The organism is Corallococcus exercitus (assembly GCF_042231735.1).
In the GTDB taxonomy this organism is placed as follows: Bacteria; Myxococcota; Myxococcia; order Myxococcales; family Myxococcaceae; genus Corallococcus; species Corallococcus exercitus_B.
Map to the genome: position 1 here is coordinate 3,979,644 of NZ_CP102577.1, position 16,595 is coordinate 3,996,238.

At 71.9% G+C, this 16,595-nt stretch carries 3 protein-coding genes; all 3 read left to right on the forward strand.

Annotation, left to right across the window (positions count from 1 at the left end; translation table 11 throughout):
• Positions 1-496: 496 nt before the first annotated feature.
• Genes NR792_RS15420 through NR792_RS15430 form a run of 3 tightly spaced genes read left to right on the forward strand, consistent with a single transcriptional unit; the run spans position 497 to position 16,594 of the window.
• Complete coding sequence (locus NR792_RS15420; protein ID WP_375760786.1) at positions 497-5,884, forward strand: amino acid adenylation domain-containing protein; 5,388 nt, start codon at positions 497-499, stop codon at positions 5,882-5,884.
• 44 nt (positions 5,885-5,928) lie between these two features.
• Positions 5,929-10,587, forward strand: coding sequence for a beta-ketoacyl synthase N-terminal-like domain-containing protein (locus NR792_RS15425; protein WP_375760787.1), 4,659 nt, complete (start codon positions 5,929-5,931; stop codon positions 10,585-10,587).
• A 40-nt stretch (positions 10,588-10,627) separates the two neighbouring features.
• Positions 10,628-16,594, forward strand: a complete 5,967-nt coding sequence (locus NR792_RS15430; RefSeq protein ID WP_375760788.1) for a beta-ketoacyl synthase N-terminal-like domain-containing protein — start codon at positions 10,628-10,630, stop codon at positions 16,592-16,594.
• The last annotated feature ends 1 nt before the right edge of the window (position 16,595 follow it).

Consider the following 16,595-nt stretch of genomic DNA (forward strand, 5'->3'; position numbering starts at 1 on the left):
TTCCCGTCGCATGATCCGATGTGTCACGTTTACACGGACACCGCGCGCGGTATCCCGTGAACGGGGGAGGTCCCCGGGTTTCCGACCTTGGGGGTCGTTTGAATGTTCCTCCGTTCGCGCGATGAAGTGACTCGCGGCCCCGACGCTCTTCGAATTCCGTCACCATGAAATTCGCACCCTGCCCCGCTCCTGATTCTCGAGCCTCCACCGTGCCCGAGGCCCGGCAAGGCTCCAATGTGGGTGGGGGGGGATTGCTCGCGCGCGCGCCAGACGATACATGCGCGAGACAACGCGCCTTCACGGCGGGTGCTGCTTGCGACTGACCTCTTGAAACCCTGTCTTGCCGGGCGACAGCTTCCCCCCGGCCCCTGAATCCGCGTCTCCGTGCTCCCCGTGCACGGAACACCCCCGCCTCCCAGGAGTCGCGTTCATGCCCACTGGAACCACGCCCGGTTCTTCCCCGGCCCCCGACTTTGCGTTTTCCACTCTGGTTGAATTGCTGCGCGTCCGCGCGAGCACCCAGGGAGACCGTCGCGGCTTTACGTTCCTGCTGGATGGGGAAACGGACGAAGCGCACCTGACGTACGCGGAGCTGGACCAGAAGGCCCGCGCCATCGCGGCGGCGCTCCAGGCGCGTGGGGCGCAGGGACAGCGGGCGCTGCTCTTGTATCCGCCCGGGCTGGACTACATCGCCGGGTTCTTCGGCTGTCTGTACGCGGGCGTCATCGCGGTCCCCATCTATCCGCCGGACCCCATGCGTCTGGCGCGCACGCTGCCGCGCCTCCTGGCCATCAGCCAGGACGCGCAGGCCACCATCGCCCTCACCACCGACTTCATCTACGGCATGGGGGAGATGCTCTTCGAGCAGGCGCCGGAGCTGCGGGAGCTGCACTGGATCGCCACGGACACGCTGGACGCGGAGGTCGCCGAAGGCTGGAAGGACCCCGGCGTGGCCACGGACACGCGGGTGTTCCTCCAGTACACGTCCGGCTCCACGTCGTCGCCCAAGGGCGTGGTGCTGACGCACGGCAACCTGCTGCACAACTCGAAGCTGATCCACGCGTGCTTCGGGCACTCCCCGCAGAGCCAGGGCGTCATCTGGCTGCCGCCGTACCACGACATGGGCCTCATCGGCGGCATCCTGCAGCCCCTGTACGGCGGCTTCCCGGTGACGCTGTTCTCGCCGGTGGACTTCCTCAAGCGCCCCATGCGCTGGCTGGAGGCCATCTCCCGCTACAAGGCCACCACGAGCGGCGGGCCGAACTTCGCGTTCGACCTGTGCGTGCGCAAGTCCACGCCGGAAGAGCGCGCGAAGCTGGACCTGAGCCACTGGGACCTGGCCTTCAACGGCGCGGAGCCCATCATGCCGGACACGCTCCGGCGCTTCGCGGAGGCCTTCGGTCCGCAGGGCTTCCGCTCGGAGGCCATCTACCCGTGCTACGGCCTCGCGGAGGGCACGCTCATCGCCTCCGGCGGTGACAAGCGCGAGCTGCCGGTGCAGCGCACCGTGGACGGGGGCGCGCTGAAGGACAACCGCGTGGTGGCCAAGGAGGCCGCGAGCCCCGGCGCCCAGACGCTGGTGGGCTCCGGCCGCAACCTCACGGACCAGCGCCTGGTCATCGCGCATCCGGAGACGGGCGCGCCCCTGCCCCCGGGCCAGGTGGGTGAGATCCGCGTCGCCGGGCCCAGCATCGCGCAGGGCTACTGGGGCCGCGAGGAGCAGACGCGGACCACGTTCCAGCAGCCGCTCGCGGGCACGGGCGACCCGACGCCGTTCCTGCGCACGGGCGACCTGGGCTTCCTCGCGGACGGCGAGCTGTTCGTCACGGGCCGCCTGAAGGACCTGATCATCATCCGCGGGCGCAACCACTACCCGCAGGACATCGAGCGCACGGTGGAGTCCAGCCACCCCGCCATCCGCCCCGGCTGCACGGCGGCGTTCTCCATCGAGCAGGACGACGAGGAGCGCCTCATCGTCGTGACGGAGGTGGACCGCCGCGCGGTGGAGCGCGACGGCGTGGACCTGGACGCGCTGGCGCAGGGCATCCGGCAGGCCGTCGCGGCCGGGCATGACCTGCAGGCCCAGGGCGTGGTGCTGCTCGGGCCGGGCGCCATCCCGAAGACGTCCAGCGGCAAGATTCAACGCTTCGCCACCCGCGCGGAGTACGTCGCGGACACGCTGGAGGCGCTGCACAAGAGCGTGCTCGCCGCAGCACCGGTCCAGGCGCCCGCGGCCCCGGCTGCGACGACGGCCCAGGCCGCCGCGCCCGAGGCCGCCGCGCCCGTGGGCCCGGACACCAGCATGCTGCAGAAGATGCTGGCGGTGGTGACGGACACGACCGCGCGCCGGGCCATGGTGGCGGTGTTTCTCCAGGAGCAGGCCGCGCAGGTGCTGCGGCTGCCCACCGCGCAGGTGGATGCGAACAAGCCGCTGCACGCCTACGGCGTGGACTCGCTGATGGCGGTGGACTTCAAGAGCGCCGTGGACGCGGGGCTGGGCATCGACCTGCCCTTGTCGGACGTGCTCCAGGGCGTGTCGCTGTCGAAGCTGGCGGAAGCCGTCGTGACGCTGATGTCGGCGCCCCCGTCCCAGCAGGCCTCGAGCGCGGTGGCCGTGACGTCCGCCACCGGTGACGCGCCCCTCTCCGGCGGTCAGCAGGCGCTGTGGTTCATGCACCAGCTCGCGCCGGACAGCGCGGCCTACCACGTGCCCGTCGCGGTGCGCGTGCGCGCGGGGCTGGACGCCAGCGCGCTGAAGGGCGCCTTCGAGGCGCTGGTGGCCCGCCACCCCGCCCTGCGCACCACGTTCGTCATGGCGGCCACGGGCCCCGTGCAGCGCGTGCACGCGGAGCTGCCGCTGGACTTCACCACCACGGACGCGAAGGGCTGGAGCGACGCGCAGGTGGCGGAGCACCTGTCCGCCGAGGCCCGCCGCCCGTTCGACCTGGAGAAGGGGCCGCTGTTGCGCGTGCGGCTGGTGTCGCGGTCCTCCGAGGACCACGCGCTGCTCATCGCGATGCACCACATCGTCACCGACTTCTGGTCGCTGGCGGTGATGGCGGAGGAGCTGGACGCGCTCTACCCGGCGCTCAAGCTGGGCAAGCGGCCCTCGCTGGCGCAGCCCGCGCGCACCTACGCGGACTACGCGCGCTGGCAGGCGGAGATGCTCGCGGGGGCTCGCGGGCAGGCGCTGGAGAAGTACTGGCGCGAGCAGCTGTCCGGCACGCTGCCGGTGCTGGACCTGCCCACGGACCACCCGCGCCCCCCGGCGCAGACCTTCAACGGCCACGTCCACACCACCCGGCTGGACGCGACCGTCGCGAACGCGGTGAAGACGCTGGCGCGCGAGCACGGCGCCACGCCGAACATGGTGCTCCAGACGGCGTTCCAGGTGCTGCTGCACCGCTACACCGGCCAGCAGGACTTCACGCTGGGCGTGGTGAGCGCGGGCCGCGGCCGCGCGGAGCTGGCGGGCATCACGGGCTACTTCGTCAACCCGCTGGTGGTGCGCACGCGCCCCTCCCCCACCCTGTCCTTCACGGACTACCTGGCCCAGACGCGCCAGACGATGCTGGGCGCGCTGGAGCACCAGGACTACCCGTTCAGCGCGCTGGTGGACCGGCTGCAGCCGGTGCGTGACCAGAGCCGCTCGCCGCTGTTCCAGGTGATGTTCGTCTACCAGCGCGCCTCCAAGCTGGACGAGCGCGGCCTGACGCCCTTCGCCCTGGACATCCCGGGCGCGAAGTCCACCGTGGCGGGCCTGCCCATCGAGTCGCTGGTGCTGTCGCACGGCGGCGCGCAGTTCGACCTCACGCTCACCATGGGCGAGGCGGACGGCGAGCTGGTGGCCTCCTTCGAGTACAACACCGACCTCTTCGAGGCCGGCACCATCGAGCGCATGGCCGGGCACCTGGCCACGCTGCTGTCCGGCATCGCCGCGCAGCCGGGCCTCGCGCTCGCGGGGCTGCCGCTGCTCACGCAGGGCGAACAGCGGCAGCTGCTGGAGACGTGGAAGGGTCCGCGCGTGCCGCTCACGCAGGCGGACATGCTGCCCGCGCTCTTCGCGGCGCAGGTGGCGCGCACGCCCGACAACGTCGCGGTCCTCTTCAAGGACGCGCAGCTCACCTACCGCGAGCTGGACGCGCGCGCGGGACAGCTGGCCGCGTGGCTGCGCGGCGCGGGCGTGAAGCCGGGCGACATCGTGGGCATCTGCCTGGAGCGCTCGGTGGAGACGCTGGTGTCCGTGCTGGCCGTGATGGCGGCGGGCGCGGCGTACGTGCCCATCGACCCGGCCTACCCCTCCGAGCGCGTGGCCTTCATCCTGGGCGACACGCAGGCGCCGGTGCTGCTCACGCAGTCCTGGCTCCAGCGCTCGCTGCCCGCCGGCACCTCCGCGCGCACGCTGTTCGTGGATCAGCCGCTGGACGGCGCGCTGTCCCCCGCGCCCGCCGCGACGGTGCAGTCCGGCGACCTGGCGTGCCTCGTCTACACCTCCGGCTCCACCGGCCAGCCCAAGGGCGTGATGCTGGAGCACGGGGGCCTTGCCAACCTCGTCCGCTCGTTCGTGGAGTCCTACGCGCCCACGGCCACGGACCGGATGCTGCCGCTCACGTCGGTGGCCTCCGCCAGCTTCGTGGGGGAAATCCTCCCGCTGCTGTGCACGGGCGGCGCGCTGGTGCTGCCCACCGAGGATGAGATCCTCGACCAGGAGAAGCTCTTCCAGCTCATCACCCGCCACACCGTCACCATCGTGAGCACGGTGCCCGCGGTCATCGCCGGGCTCAACGCGCGCCTGGAGCAGCTGCCGCCGCTCAAGCTGGTGCTCTCCGGCGGCGAGGCGCTGGTGGCCAGCGACGTGGAGAAGCTGCTCGCCACGGTGCCGGTGGTGAACGGCTACGGCCTCACGGAGACGACCGTGTGCTCCACCTACCACCGCATGGCGGTGGAGGACCTGCAGGGCCACGCGTGGGTGCCCATCGGCCGGCCCGTCATCAACACGGACGTGTACGTGCTGGACGCGGAGAAGAACCTGCTGCCCGTGGGCGTCGCCGGTGAGCTGTACGTGGGCGGCCTGGGCGTGGCGCGCGGCTACTGGAAGCGGCCGGAGCTGACCACGGAGCGCTTCATCGCGAACCCGTTCGCCTCCGGCAAGGGCGAGCGCCTGTACCGCACGGGCGACCGCGCGCGCTGGCTGCCGGACGGCGTGCTCACGTTCCTGTCCCGCGCGGATGATCAGGTGAAGATCCGCGGCTTCCGCATCGAGCTGGGTGAGGTGGAGGCCGCCGTGCGCCGCCACCCCGCCGTGAAGGAAGCGTTCCTGATGGCGCGCGAGGACTCGCCCGGGGACAAGCGGCTGGTGGCGTACGTGGTGCTGGGCGAGCCCGCGCCCACGCACTCCGACCTGAACACCTTCCTCGCGGAAGCGCTGCCGCCGTACATGCTGCCGTCCGCGTACGTGCCGCTCTCCGCGCTGCCCCTGTCGCCCAACGGCAAGGTGGACGCGAAGGCGCTGCCCGCGCCGGAAGGAGCGCGCCTCGCGTCCGGCGTCGCGTACGCCCAGCCGCAGAGCGCGGTGGAGCGCAGCGTCGCGGCCATCTGGCAGTCGGTGCTCAAGGTGGAGCGCGTCGGCCTCAACGACAACTTCTTCGAGCTGGGTGGCAACTCGCTGCTCATCGCGCAGGCCCACCGGCGCATGCGTGAAGAGCTGGGCGCGGACCTCGCGCTGGTGGACATGTTCAAGTTCACCACGGTGAGCGCGCTGGCCCAGCACCTCGCGAACAAGGGCGAGGACTCGGGCGCGGCCTCCCAGAAGATCAAGGACGAGGCGGAGCGCCGCCGGGCCGCCCAGGCGCGGCGTCAGCAGGCGCGCGGCCGCGGCAAGTAACGAACGACTTTCAGGCACACCCCCAGGTTTCGAAGGACGGCTCCATGAGCACTGACACCCCCGAAGTGGATGGCATCGCGGTCATCGGCCTGGGTGGCCGGCTTCCCGGCGCGAAGACCATCGCCGAGTTCTGGAAGAACCTCACCGGCGGCGTGGAGAGCATCACGTTCTTCACCGACGAGGAGCTCATCGCGGAGGGCGCCGACCCCGCCATGGTCCGCGCGCCCAACTACGTGAAGGCCCGCGGCACGCTGGGCGACACGGACCAGTTCGACGCGGCCTTCTTCGGGATGAACCCCCGCGAGGCGGCGCTGATGGATCCGCAGCACCGCGTCTTCCTGGAGTGCGCGTGGGAGGCCATGGAGAGCGCCGGCTACAGCCCGGAGCGCCAGCCCGGCCGTGTGGGCGTGTTCGGCGGCATGAGCATGAACACGTACCTGCTCTCCAACCTGTACTCGCACCTGGCGCACGTCGCGTCGGTGGAGAGCCTCCAGGCGTCCATCGGCAACGACAAGGACAGCCTCACGACGGAGGTGGCGTACCGGATGGACCTGAAGGGCCCGGCCGTCACGGTCCAGTCCTCGTCCTCCACGTCGCTCACCTGCATCCACTACGCCTGCCAGAGCCTCCTGTCGTTCGAGTGCGACATGGCGCTGGCCGGTGGCGTGTCCATCCACTTCCCGGAGAAGGCGGGCTACCTGTACCACGAGGGTGGCACCACGGCGCCGGACGGCCACTGCCACACCTTCGACGCGGAGGCCGCGGGCTTCGTCGCCGGCCACGGCGCGGCGGTGGTCGCGCTCAAGCGCCTGTCGGACGCGCTCAAGGACGGCGACACCGTCTACGCGGTGGTGCGCGGCTCGGCGGTGAACAACGACGGCTCGCAGAAGGTCAGCTACATGGCCCCCGCCGTCGCGGGCCAGGCGGAGGTCATCGCGCTGGCGCAGGCTGTGGCGGGCGTGGACCCGGACTCCATCGGCTACGTGGAGGCCCACGGCACGGCGACCAAGGTCGGTGACCCGATTGAGGTCGCGGCGCTCACGCAGGCCTTCCGTCAGGGCACGGACAAGAAGAACTTCTGCGCGCTGGGCTCGGTGAAGAGCAACATCGGCCACCTGGACTCGGCGGCGGGCGCGGTGGGCTTCATCAAGGCGGCCCTCACGCTGCACCACAAGGTCATTCCCCCCAGCCTCAACTTCAAGACGCCCAATCCCGCGTGCGACTTCCCCAACAGCCCGTTCTACGTGAACACGGAGCTGCGCGACTTCCCCCGCGGTGAGACGCCGCGCCGCGCGGGCGTCACGTCGCTGGGCATGGGCGGCACCAACGCGCACGCCATCCTGGAGGAGGCGCCGGAGCTGCCCGCCACCGACAAGGCCCGCCTGCCCGCGCAGGTGGTGCTGCTGTCCGCGCGCACGGAGAAGTCGCTGGAGGTCGCCACGGACCGGCTGGCCGAGCACCTGCGCGAGAACCCCGGCGTGGACCTGGCGGACGTGGCGTACACGCTCCAGCTGGGCCGCAAGCGCTTCGGCAAGCGGCGCGCGGTGGTGGCGCGCACCACGGCGGAGCTGGCCTCCGCGCTGGCGGAGCGCACGCCGGGCCGCGTCTTCAGTGGCACCGCGGAGAACAGCGGCCGTCCGGTGATGTTCATGTTCTCCGGGCAGGGCTCGCAGTACGTGGACATGGGCCGCGAGCTGTACGAAACGGAAAGCACCTTCCGCGCCCAGGTGGACACCTGCGCGGAGAAGCTCAAGCCGCACCTGGGCCTGGACCTGCGCACGGTGCTGTACCCGGCCGCGGAGTCGCGCGAGCTGGCGTCGGAGCGCCTCAAGCAGACGGGGCTCACGCAGCCCGCGCTGTTCGTCATCGAGTACGCGCTGGCGAAGCTCTGGGCGTCGTGGGGCGTGACGCCGCACGCGATGGTGGGCCACAGCATCGGTGAGTACGTGGCCGCGTGCCTCGCGGGCGTCTTCACCCTGGACGACGCGCTGGCGCTGGTGGCCGCGCGCGGCCGGCTGATGCAGTCGCTGCCCGCGGGCTCCATGCTCGCGGTGTCGCTGCCGGAAGAGCACGTCACGCCCATGCTGCCGGAGGGCCTGTCCGTGGCGGCGGTGAACAGCCCGGCCACGTGCGTCGTCGCCGGCCCCACGCCGCTGGTGGACGCGTTCGTGGAGACGCTGAAGCTCCAGGGCCTGGCCTCCTCGCGGCTGCACACGTCGCACGCGTTCCACTCGGCGATGATGGACCCCATCCTGGATGCGTTCCGCGAGGCGGTGCGCAAGGTGGCCCGCAAGGCGCCGACGAAGCCCTACCTGTCCAACGTCACCGGCACCTGGGCCACGGCCGAACAGGCCACGAGCCCCGACTACTGGGCCAAGCACCTGCGCGGCGCGGTGCGCTTCGCGGACGGCGTGGCGGAGCTGCTCAAGGAGTCCGACGCCATCCTGCTGGAGGTGGGCCCGGGCAACACGCTCGTCACCCTGGCGCGGCAGCACCCGGACAAGGGCGCGAAGCACGCGCTGATCAACTCGCTGCGCCACCCGAAGGAGCAGGTCGCGGACCTGGACCACGTGATGGGCACGCTGGGCCGGCTGTGGCTGGAGGGCGTGGAGGCGGACTGGGACGCGTTCCGGGGCGGGGAGAAGCGCCGCCGCATCGCGCTGCCCACGTCCCCCTTCGAGCGTCAGAAGCACTGGGTGGACCCGCGCAAGGAGACCGCCGCCGACGGCGAGCGCTCCGAGTGGGCCTCCGCGGACCAGAAGCAGCCGGTGGCCCGCTGGTTCTACCTGCCCTCGTGGCAGCGCGCGCTGCCGTCGCCGCAGGGCGCCTGGAGCGAGAAGAAGGCCACCTGGTGGCTGCTGCTCCCGGACGACGCCAACGAAGGCCTGGGCGCGCGGCTCGCGCTCAAGCTGGGCGAGGCCGGTCAGGACGTGGTGCGCATCACCCCGGCCGCCGTCACCGCGAAGCACGACGAGCACCACTGGTCGCTCGCGCTGGGCGGCGAGGCCTCGGTGCTGGAGGCCCTCAGCGCGCAGGGCCGCGCGCCGGACCACGTGCTGCACCTGGGCACGCTGGGCCTGGGTGACGCGCACGGCGAGGCGGACTTCGAGGCCGCGCTGGGCAAGGGCTTCCTGGGCCTGCTGTCCCTGGCGCAGGCCCTGGGCCGTCAGCCGGGCACGCGTCCCGTGTCGCTGGTCGCCGTGACGAACCGCATGCAGGCGCTGGGCGACGAGGCGCCGAACCCGGAGCTGGCCACGGTGCTGGGCCCGGTGCGCGTCATTCCGCAGGAGTACGGCCACCTGTCCGCGAAGGCCGTGGACGTGCGCCTGCCGCCCTCCGGCAGCTGGCAGGAGACGGCGCTGGTGGAGGCGCTGCTGTCCGAGGCCGCCACGCCGTCCAAGCTGGAGACCGTCATCGCGTACCGGGGCGGGGCCCGCTGGGTGCAGCACTTCGAGCACGTGCCGGCGGACGCGCCGCGCTCCGCCCAGCTGCCGCTGCGCGACGGGGGCGTGTACCTGCTCATCGGCGGCTTCGGCACGCTGGGCTTCTCCCACGCGAAGTCGCTCGCGAAGCGTGCGAAGGCGAAGCTGGTGCTCGCGGGCCGCACGGCGCTGCCGGAGCGCTCGCAGTGGGACGCGCACCTGTCCGCCCATGGCGAGGACGACGCCGTCTCCCGCCGCATCCGTCAGGTGCGGGAGCTGGAGGCGCTGGGCGCCCAGGTGCACGTGACGTCCGTGGACGCGGGCAACAAGGTCCAGGTGAAGGCCGCGGTGGACGAGGCGCTCACGCACTTCGGCTCGCTGCATGGCGTGGTGTTCGCGGCGGGTGACGTGGGGCAGGCGCTCTTCCGCGCCATCCCGGACACCCGGCCGGAGGACGTGCGCGACACCTTCCACGGCCGCGTGCGCGGGCTGTACGCGCTGGAGGAGGCGGTGCGCGGGCGCTCGCTGGACTTCTGCGTGCTGTCGTCGTCGCTGGCGGCGGTGCTGGGTGGTTTGGGGCTGGCGTCGTACTCGGCGGCCACGTCCTTCATGGACGCGTTCGCCACGAAGCAGGCGCAGACGTCGCCGGTGCCGTGGATGAGCGTGGGCTGGGACGCGTGGCAGTACGAGTCCCGCGCGGGCGGCGCGCAGAGCCCGTTCGGCGCGCTGGCCATCACCTCCGCGGAGGGCGAGGACGCCTTCGAGCAGCTCTTCCAGCTGGGCGCCGTGTCGCACGTGGCCGTGTCCACGAGCAACCTGCGCGCCCGCGCGCGCAAGTGGGCCCAGCCGGCCGCCTCGGAGCAGAAGGCGGAGGTGAAGCAGGAGGCGGGGTCGTCCCTGGGCACCACGCCGCGGCCCACGCTCCAGAACGCCTACGTGCCGCCGCGCGACGCGCTGGAGGAGAAGATCGCCCACCTGTGGCAGACGACGCTGGGCATCGACCAGGTCGGCGTGCACGACAACTTCTTCGAGCTGGGTGGCAACTCGCTCGTCGGCGTGAAGCTGATTGCCCGCGTGCGCGAGCAGTTCGGCGTCGCGCTGCCGGCCGTCACCCTCTACGAAGGCCCCACCGTGGGGGCGCTGGCGAAGCTGCTCAAGTCCGCCAGCGGCACCGAGGACACGGAACCCGCGCCCGAGGAGACCGAGGCGCTCAGCCGCGGGGAGCGCCGCCGCGCGCGCCGCGCGAACCGTCAGGGCGACAGCGCCTCCGACGAGGAGTAGCCGTCCCCTCCCCCCACCTTTCGAAGCCCGAGCACACCCCATGTCCGCTGACACGAACATCGACGCGCAGGCCATCGCCATCGTCGGCATGGCCGGACGTTTCCCCGGCGCCCCCGACCTGGCCTCCTTCTGGAAGAACCTGCGCGACGGCGTGGAGTCCATCCAGCCCGTGCCCGACGCGGAGCTGGAGAAGCTGGGCGTGGACCCCGTCCTGCGCAAGGACCCGCGCCACGTGAAGGCCAGCGCCGCGCTCGCCGGCATGGAGCTGTTCGACGCGGGCTTCTTCGGCTTCACGCCCCGCGAGGCGGAGCTGATGGACCCGCAGCACCGCGTCTTCCTGGAGTGCGCGTGGGAGGCGCTGGAGAAGGCGGGCCACACGCCGGAGGGCTTCGACGGCTCCATTGGCGTGTTCGCGGGCGCGGCCACCAACACGTACCTGGTCTTCCACCTGGTCCCCAACTTCGACCAGCTGAGCGGCATGGACCAGGTGCAGGTGGACGTGAACAACGGTGGCGACTTCCTGGCCACCCGCGTCGCGTACAAGCTCAACCTGCGCGGCCCCAGCTACTCCATCACCAGCGCGTGCTCCACGTCGCTCGTGGCCACGCACGCGGCCTGCCAGAGCCTCTTGAATGAAGAGTGCGACCTGGCGCTCGCGGGCGGCGTGTCCGTGCACGTGAAGCACCCGGAGGGCTACCCCTTCGTGCCCGGCGGCATCGTGTCCCCGGATGGCCACTGCCGCGCGTTCGACGCGAAGGCGGAGGGCACGGTGTTCGGCAGCGGCGTGGGCGTGGTGGTGCTCAAGCGGCTGGCGGACGCCATCCAGGACGGCGACCACATCCACGCCATCATCAAGGGCTCCGCCATCAACAACGACGGCGCGCTGAAGGTGGGCTTCACCGCCCCCAGCGTGGAGGGCCAGGCCACCGTCATCACGGAAGCCCTGGGCGCCGCGGGCGTGGCCCCGGAGACCATCGGCTACGTGGAGGCGCACGGCACCGGCACGAAGATGGGTGACCCCATCGAGGTGCGTGCCCTCAACAAGGCCTTCAAGTTCCGCTCCGCGGCGGCCAAGGCGGCCCCGCCGAAGATTCCGGTGGGCTCGCTCAAGAGCAACATCGGCCACCTGGCCAACGCGGCCGGCGTGTCCAGCCTCATCAAGGCCGTGCTGACGCTGGAGAACCGGCAGATTCCGCCCAGCCTCCACGTGTCGGAGGTGAACCCGGAGATTCCGTTCGCGGGCGGTCCGTTCTTCGTCAACACGAAGCTCACGGACTGGCAGGCGAACCCCAAGCACCCGCGCCGCGCGGGCGTGAGCTCCTTCGGCGTGGGCGGCACCAACGCGCACGTCGTGCTGGAAGAGGCCCCCGTCCTCCCGGCCTCCGGTGCGTCCCGGCCCGCGCAGCTCCTGGTGCTGTCCGCGAAGAGCGACGCGGCGCTGGACGCGGCGACGAAGAACCTGGCCGCGCACCTGAAGGCGCACCCCGCGCAGGCGCTGGCGGACGTGGCCTTCACGCTCCAGACGGGCCGTCAGGCCATGGCGAAGCGGCGCGTGCTGGTGTGCCGCGACCGCGACGACGCGATGGCCGCGCTGGACGTGGAGGGCAGCCCCCGCCTGTGGACGCAGACGCCGGACGTGCACGAGCGGCCGGTGGCCTTCCTGTTCCCCGGCCAGGGCTCGCAGTACGTGGGCATGGCGCGCGACCTGTACGCGTCCGAGCCCACCTTCAAGCGGCACCTGGATGCGTGCGCGGACAAGCTGACGTCGCACCTGGGCCTGGACCTGCGCACGGTCCTCTTCCCGGAGGCGTCCAAGGCGGAGGCCGCGACGCAGGCGCTGACGCGCACGGAGCTGACGCAGCCCGCGCTCTTCGCCGTGGAGTACGCGCTGGCGAAGCTGTGGATGGCCTGGGGCGTGAAGCCCTCCGCGATGCTGGGGCACAGCATCGGTGAGTACGTGGCCGCGTGCCTCGCGGGCGTGTTCACCCTGGACGACGCGCTGGCGCTGGTGGCCGCGCGCGGCAAGCTGATGCAGTCCCTGCCCGCGGGCTCCATGCTGTCCGCGAAGCTGGAGGAGTCCGCGCTCAAGCCGCTGCTCCCCGCGAGCGTCAGCGTGGCGGCCGTGAACGCGCCGGGCTTCACCGTGGTCGCGGGCCCCACCGACGCGGTGGACGCGCTCCAGGCGAAGCTGGAGGGCCTGGGCGTGGAGGTGTCGCGGCTGCACACGTCGCATGCGTTCCACTCCGCGATGATGGACCCCATCCTCGCGCCCTTCACCGCGCGCGTGCGGCAGGTGAAGCTCAACGCGCCTGGCCTGCCCTTCCTGTCCAACGTGACGGGCACCTGGATTGAAGCCGCGCAGGCGACGGACCCGAACTACTGGGCCACGCACCTGCGCCAGGCCGTGCGCTTCTCCGCGGGCCTCCAGGAGCTGTCGCGCAAGTGGCCGCAGGCGGCGCTGCTGGAGGTGGGCCCGGGCACGGTGCTCACCACGCTCGCGAAGCAACAGCCGGGCGCGGAGGGCCGCGTGCTCATCGCCTCCACGCGCCACCCGCGCGAGCAGACGCCGGACCTCCAGGTGCTCCTGGGCGCACTGGCCCGGCTGTGGCTGGGCGGCGTGACCGTGGACTGGAAGGGCTTCGCGGCGAACGAGCAGCGCCGCCGCGTGCCGCTGCCCACCTACCCGTTCCAGCGCGAGCGCTACTGGATCGACGCGAAGCCGCTGGGCGGCGGGGCCCGCGCGGACGCGCCCGCGTCGCTGGCGAAGCGCGCGGACGTGGCGGACTGGTTCTACGCGCCGTCGTGGAAGCTGTCCCCGCTGCCCAAGGCGAAGGACGCGGCGGGCGCGGGCTGGCTCGTGTTCGCGGACGACACCGGCGTGGCGGAGGCCCTGGCGTCGAAGCTGGGCGGGGACGTCTTCCGCGTCCTCCCCGGCGCGCGCTTCGAGCAGCGCGCGGACGGCACGTTCACGGTGGATCCGGCGCGCCGCGAGGACTACTGCGCGGTGCTGGAGGCGCTGAAGAAGCAGGGCCGCGCGTTCGCGAACGTGGTGCACCTGTGGAGCCTGTCGCGCGAGCCCGCGTCGCAGGAGAAGGCGCTGGGCCTGGGCTTCCACAGCCAGCTGTTCCTCGCCCGCGCCCTGAGCGAGACGGGCCACCTGGAGCCCCTCACCTGGTCCGTGGTGACCAGCCGCTCCGCCCGCGTGGAGCAGGCGGATTCACATCTGCCGGAGCAGGCCCTGCTGGTGGGCCCCACGCGCGTGCTGCCGCAGGAGTACCCGAACCTCGCCTGCCGCTTCGTGGACGTGGTGCCCGGCGACGCGGGCGCGGTGGCGGACCGGCTGGCCTCGGAGCTGCGCGCGGAAGTGCGTGACGCGGTGGTGGCCCTGCGTGGCCGCCAGCGCTGGGTGCGGACCTTCGAGCCCGTGCGCCTGGAGGCGGCTGGCGCGGAGGTGCTGCGCGACGGCGGCGCGTACCTCATCACCGACGGCCTCACGGGCATCGGCCATGCGCTGGCGTCCGAGCTGGCCACGGTGCACCACGCGAAGCTGACCCTGGTGGAGACGCCCGACTTCCCCAGCCGCGGCCAGTGGACGGCGTGGGTGGAGAAGCACGGCGTGCAGGACGCGGTGTCCCGCCGCATCCAGCGCGCGCTGGCCCTGGAGCGCACCGGCGTGGAGATGCTGGTGCTGCCCGCGGCCCTCACCGACGTGGAGGCCATGCGCGGCGTGGTGGACGCGGCGGTGGCGCGCTTCGGCCGCATCGACGGCGTCATCCACGCGGCGGGCGGCATGCAGGGCGCCACGCTGGGCACCATCGCGGAGACGGGCCCGGAGGAGTGCGCCTGGCACTTCCGCCCGCAGGTGCACGGCGTGCGGGTGCTGGAAGAGGTGCTCCCCAAGGAAGGCCCCGCGTTCTGCCTCCTCGTGTCGTCGCTGTCGTCCGTGCTGGGTGGCCTGGGCCAGGTGGCGCAGGCCTCCGCCAGCGCCTTCATGGACGCCTTCGCGGAGGCGCGCACGGAAGGCTTCGCCTACCCGTGGCTGAGCGTGGACTGGGACGCGTGGCAGTTCGCGGACGCGCAGGCCATGGCGGAGCTGTCCCCCACGCTGGCCCAGTTCGCCATCCAGCCCGCGGAAGGCCTGGAGGCGCTGCGCCGCGCGCTGTCTCACGGCGAGGGCCAGTTGGCCGTCTCCACGGGCAACCTGGCCGCGCGTCAGCGCCAGGGGCCGCGCGCCACGAAGGCGGAGAAGGGCAAGAAGGACGCGGCGAAGGGCAACAAGCACGCGCGCCCCTCCATCCTCACGCCGTACGCCGCGCCGCGCACGGAGCTGGAGAAGACCGTCGCGGGCATCTGGGAGCAGGTGCTGGGCATCGACGGCATCGGCATCAACGACAACTTCTTCGAGCTGGGCGGCCACTCGCTGCTGGCCACGCAGCTGCGCAATCACATCCACGCGGTGCTGAAGGTGGACCTGTCGCTGCGCGGCCTCTTCGAGACGCCCACCGTGGCCGGCGTCGCCGGGCGCGTGGAGCAGGAGCTGGGCAAGCGCGCGGCCTCCACGGAGAAGCCCATCGCGGAGCGCCTGCGCACCGCGTTCCCCACCGAGCGTCCCGCCCTGCTCACCGAGTACCTGCGCCACCACATCTCCGAGGGGCTGCGGATTCCCCAGGACCAGCTGCCCGCCGACGGCAGCCTCAAGGGCTACGACCTGCACGCGCTGGGCGCGGAGCTGGAGTACGACCTGCGGCAGGACTTCAAGTTCCAGCTCTACCCGCACGAGGTGCAGGCGCACCCGTCCATCCCGGAGCTGTCGAAGTACCTGCTCGTGGAGATGGACCGCCTGCAGGATCCGCAGCGCTTCGCGGAGAACAAGCCGCTGTCCGCGTACCCGCTCAAGCCCTACCGCGCCCAGGTGTCCGGCGTGCAGCGCACCAACACGGCGAAGAAGAACCCGCCCATGGTGTTCGTGCACTCCAGCCCGCGCGCGGGCTCCACGCTGTTCCGCGTGATGCTCGCGGGACACCCCCGCCTGTTCTGCCCGCCGGAAGTGAACCTGCTCTTCTTCGAGGGCATGCGCGAGTGGCGCGAGAACATCGGCTTCGGCTCCGAGATGGAGTGGACCACGGGCGGTCTGCAGTGGGCCCTCATGGAGCTGGAGAAGCTGGACTCGCCCGCCGGCGCCGCGCTGGTGGACCGGCTGGTCGCGGATGACCTGTCCGCGCAGGACGTCTACCGCCGCCTCCAGGAGAAGTCCGCGCCCCGGTTGCTCGTGGACAAGACGCCCACGTACGCCATGGACGTGGAGACGCTGGAGCGCGCGGAGCGGATGTTCGAGGGCAACAAGTACATCTACCTCTACCGCCACCCGCTCCCGGTGATGGAGTCCATCCTCCGGATGCGCTTCGACCGCCTCTTCGCCGCCGGCCTCTTCGGCGACGCGGACGTGGACCCCTACGTGGTGGCGGAGACGGTGTGGGCCCTGTCCAACCGGAACCTGCTCAACTTCTTCGACGGCATCGGCCGTGAGCGCTGCCACTGGGTCCGCTACGAGGACCTGGTCGCGGACCCGACGAAGGTGATGACCGGCGTGGCCCAATTCCTGGGGCTCGAGTTCGACGAGCGCATGGTCCAGCCGTACGACGGCAAGAAGGACCGCATGATGGGTGGCCTGGGCGACCCCAACATCCTCCAGCACCAGGGCATCGAGAAGAAGATGGGCGAGTCCTGGAAGCGCATCAAGTGGCCCCGCGCCTTCGACGCCTCCACGCACGCGGTGATTGAGCGGCTGGGCTACTCGGTGGAGGGCGCCACGCCCGCGCCGGCCCCGGTGTCCGTGCAGGTGGCCACGCCCGCCGCGAAGCAGAAGGTGAGCGCGGCGGAGGCGGAGAAGCTGCTGGAGAACATGGACCAGCTCTCCGACGAACAGGTGGCGGAGCTGCTCGCGGTGCTGGAAGACGCGGGCGGCGGTGACGGTGGCGATAGCAGCAGCAGCGAGGACGCGGCCTGAA

Excerpts from the sequence above, each read along its gene's own strand:
- NR792_RS15425 (WP_375760787.1), top strand. The coding sequence starts at position 5,929 with ATGAGCACTGACACCCCCGAAGTGGATGGCATCGCGGTCATCGGCCTG.
- NR792_RS15430 (WP_375760788.1), top strand. The coding sequence starts at position 10,628 with ATGTCCGCTGACACGAACATCGACGCGCAGGCCATCGCCATCGTCGGC.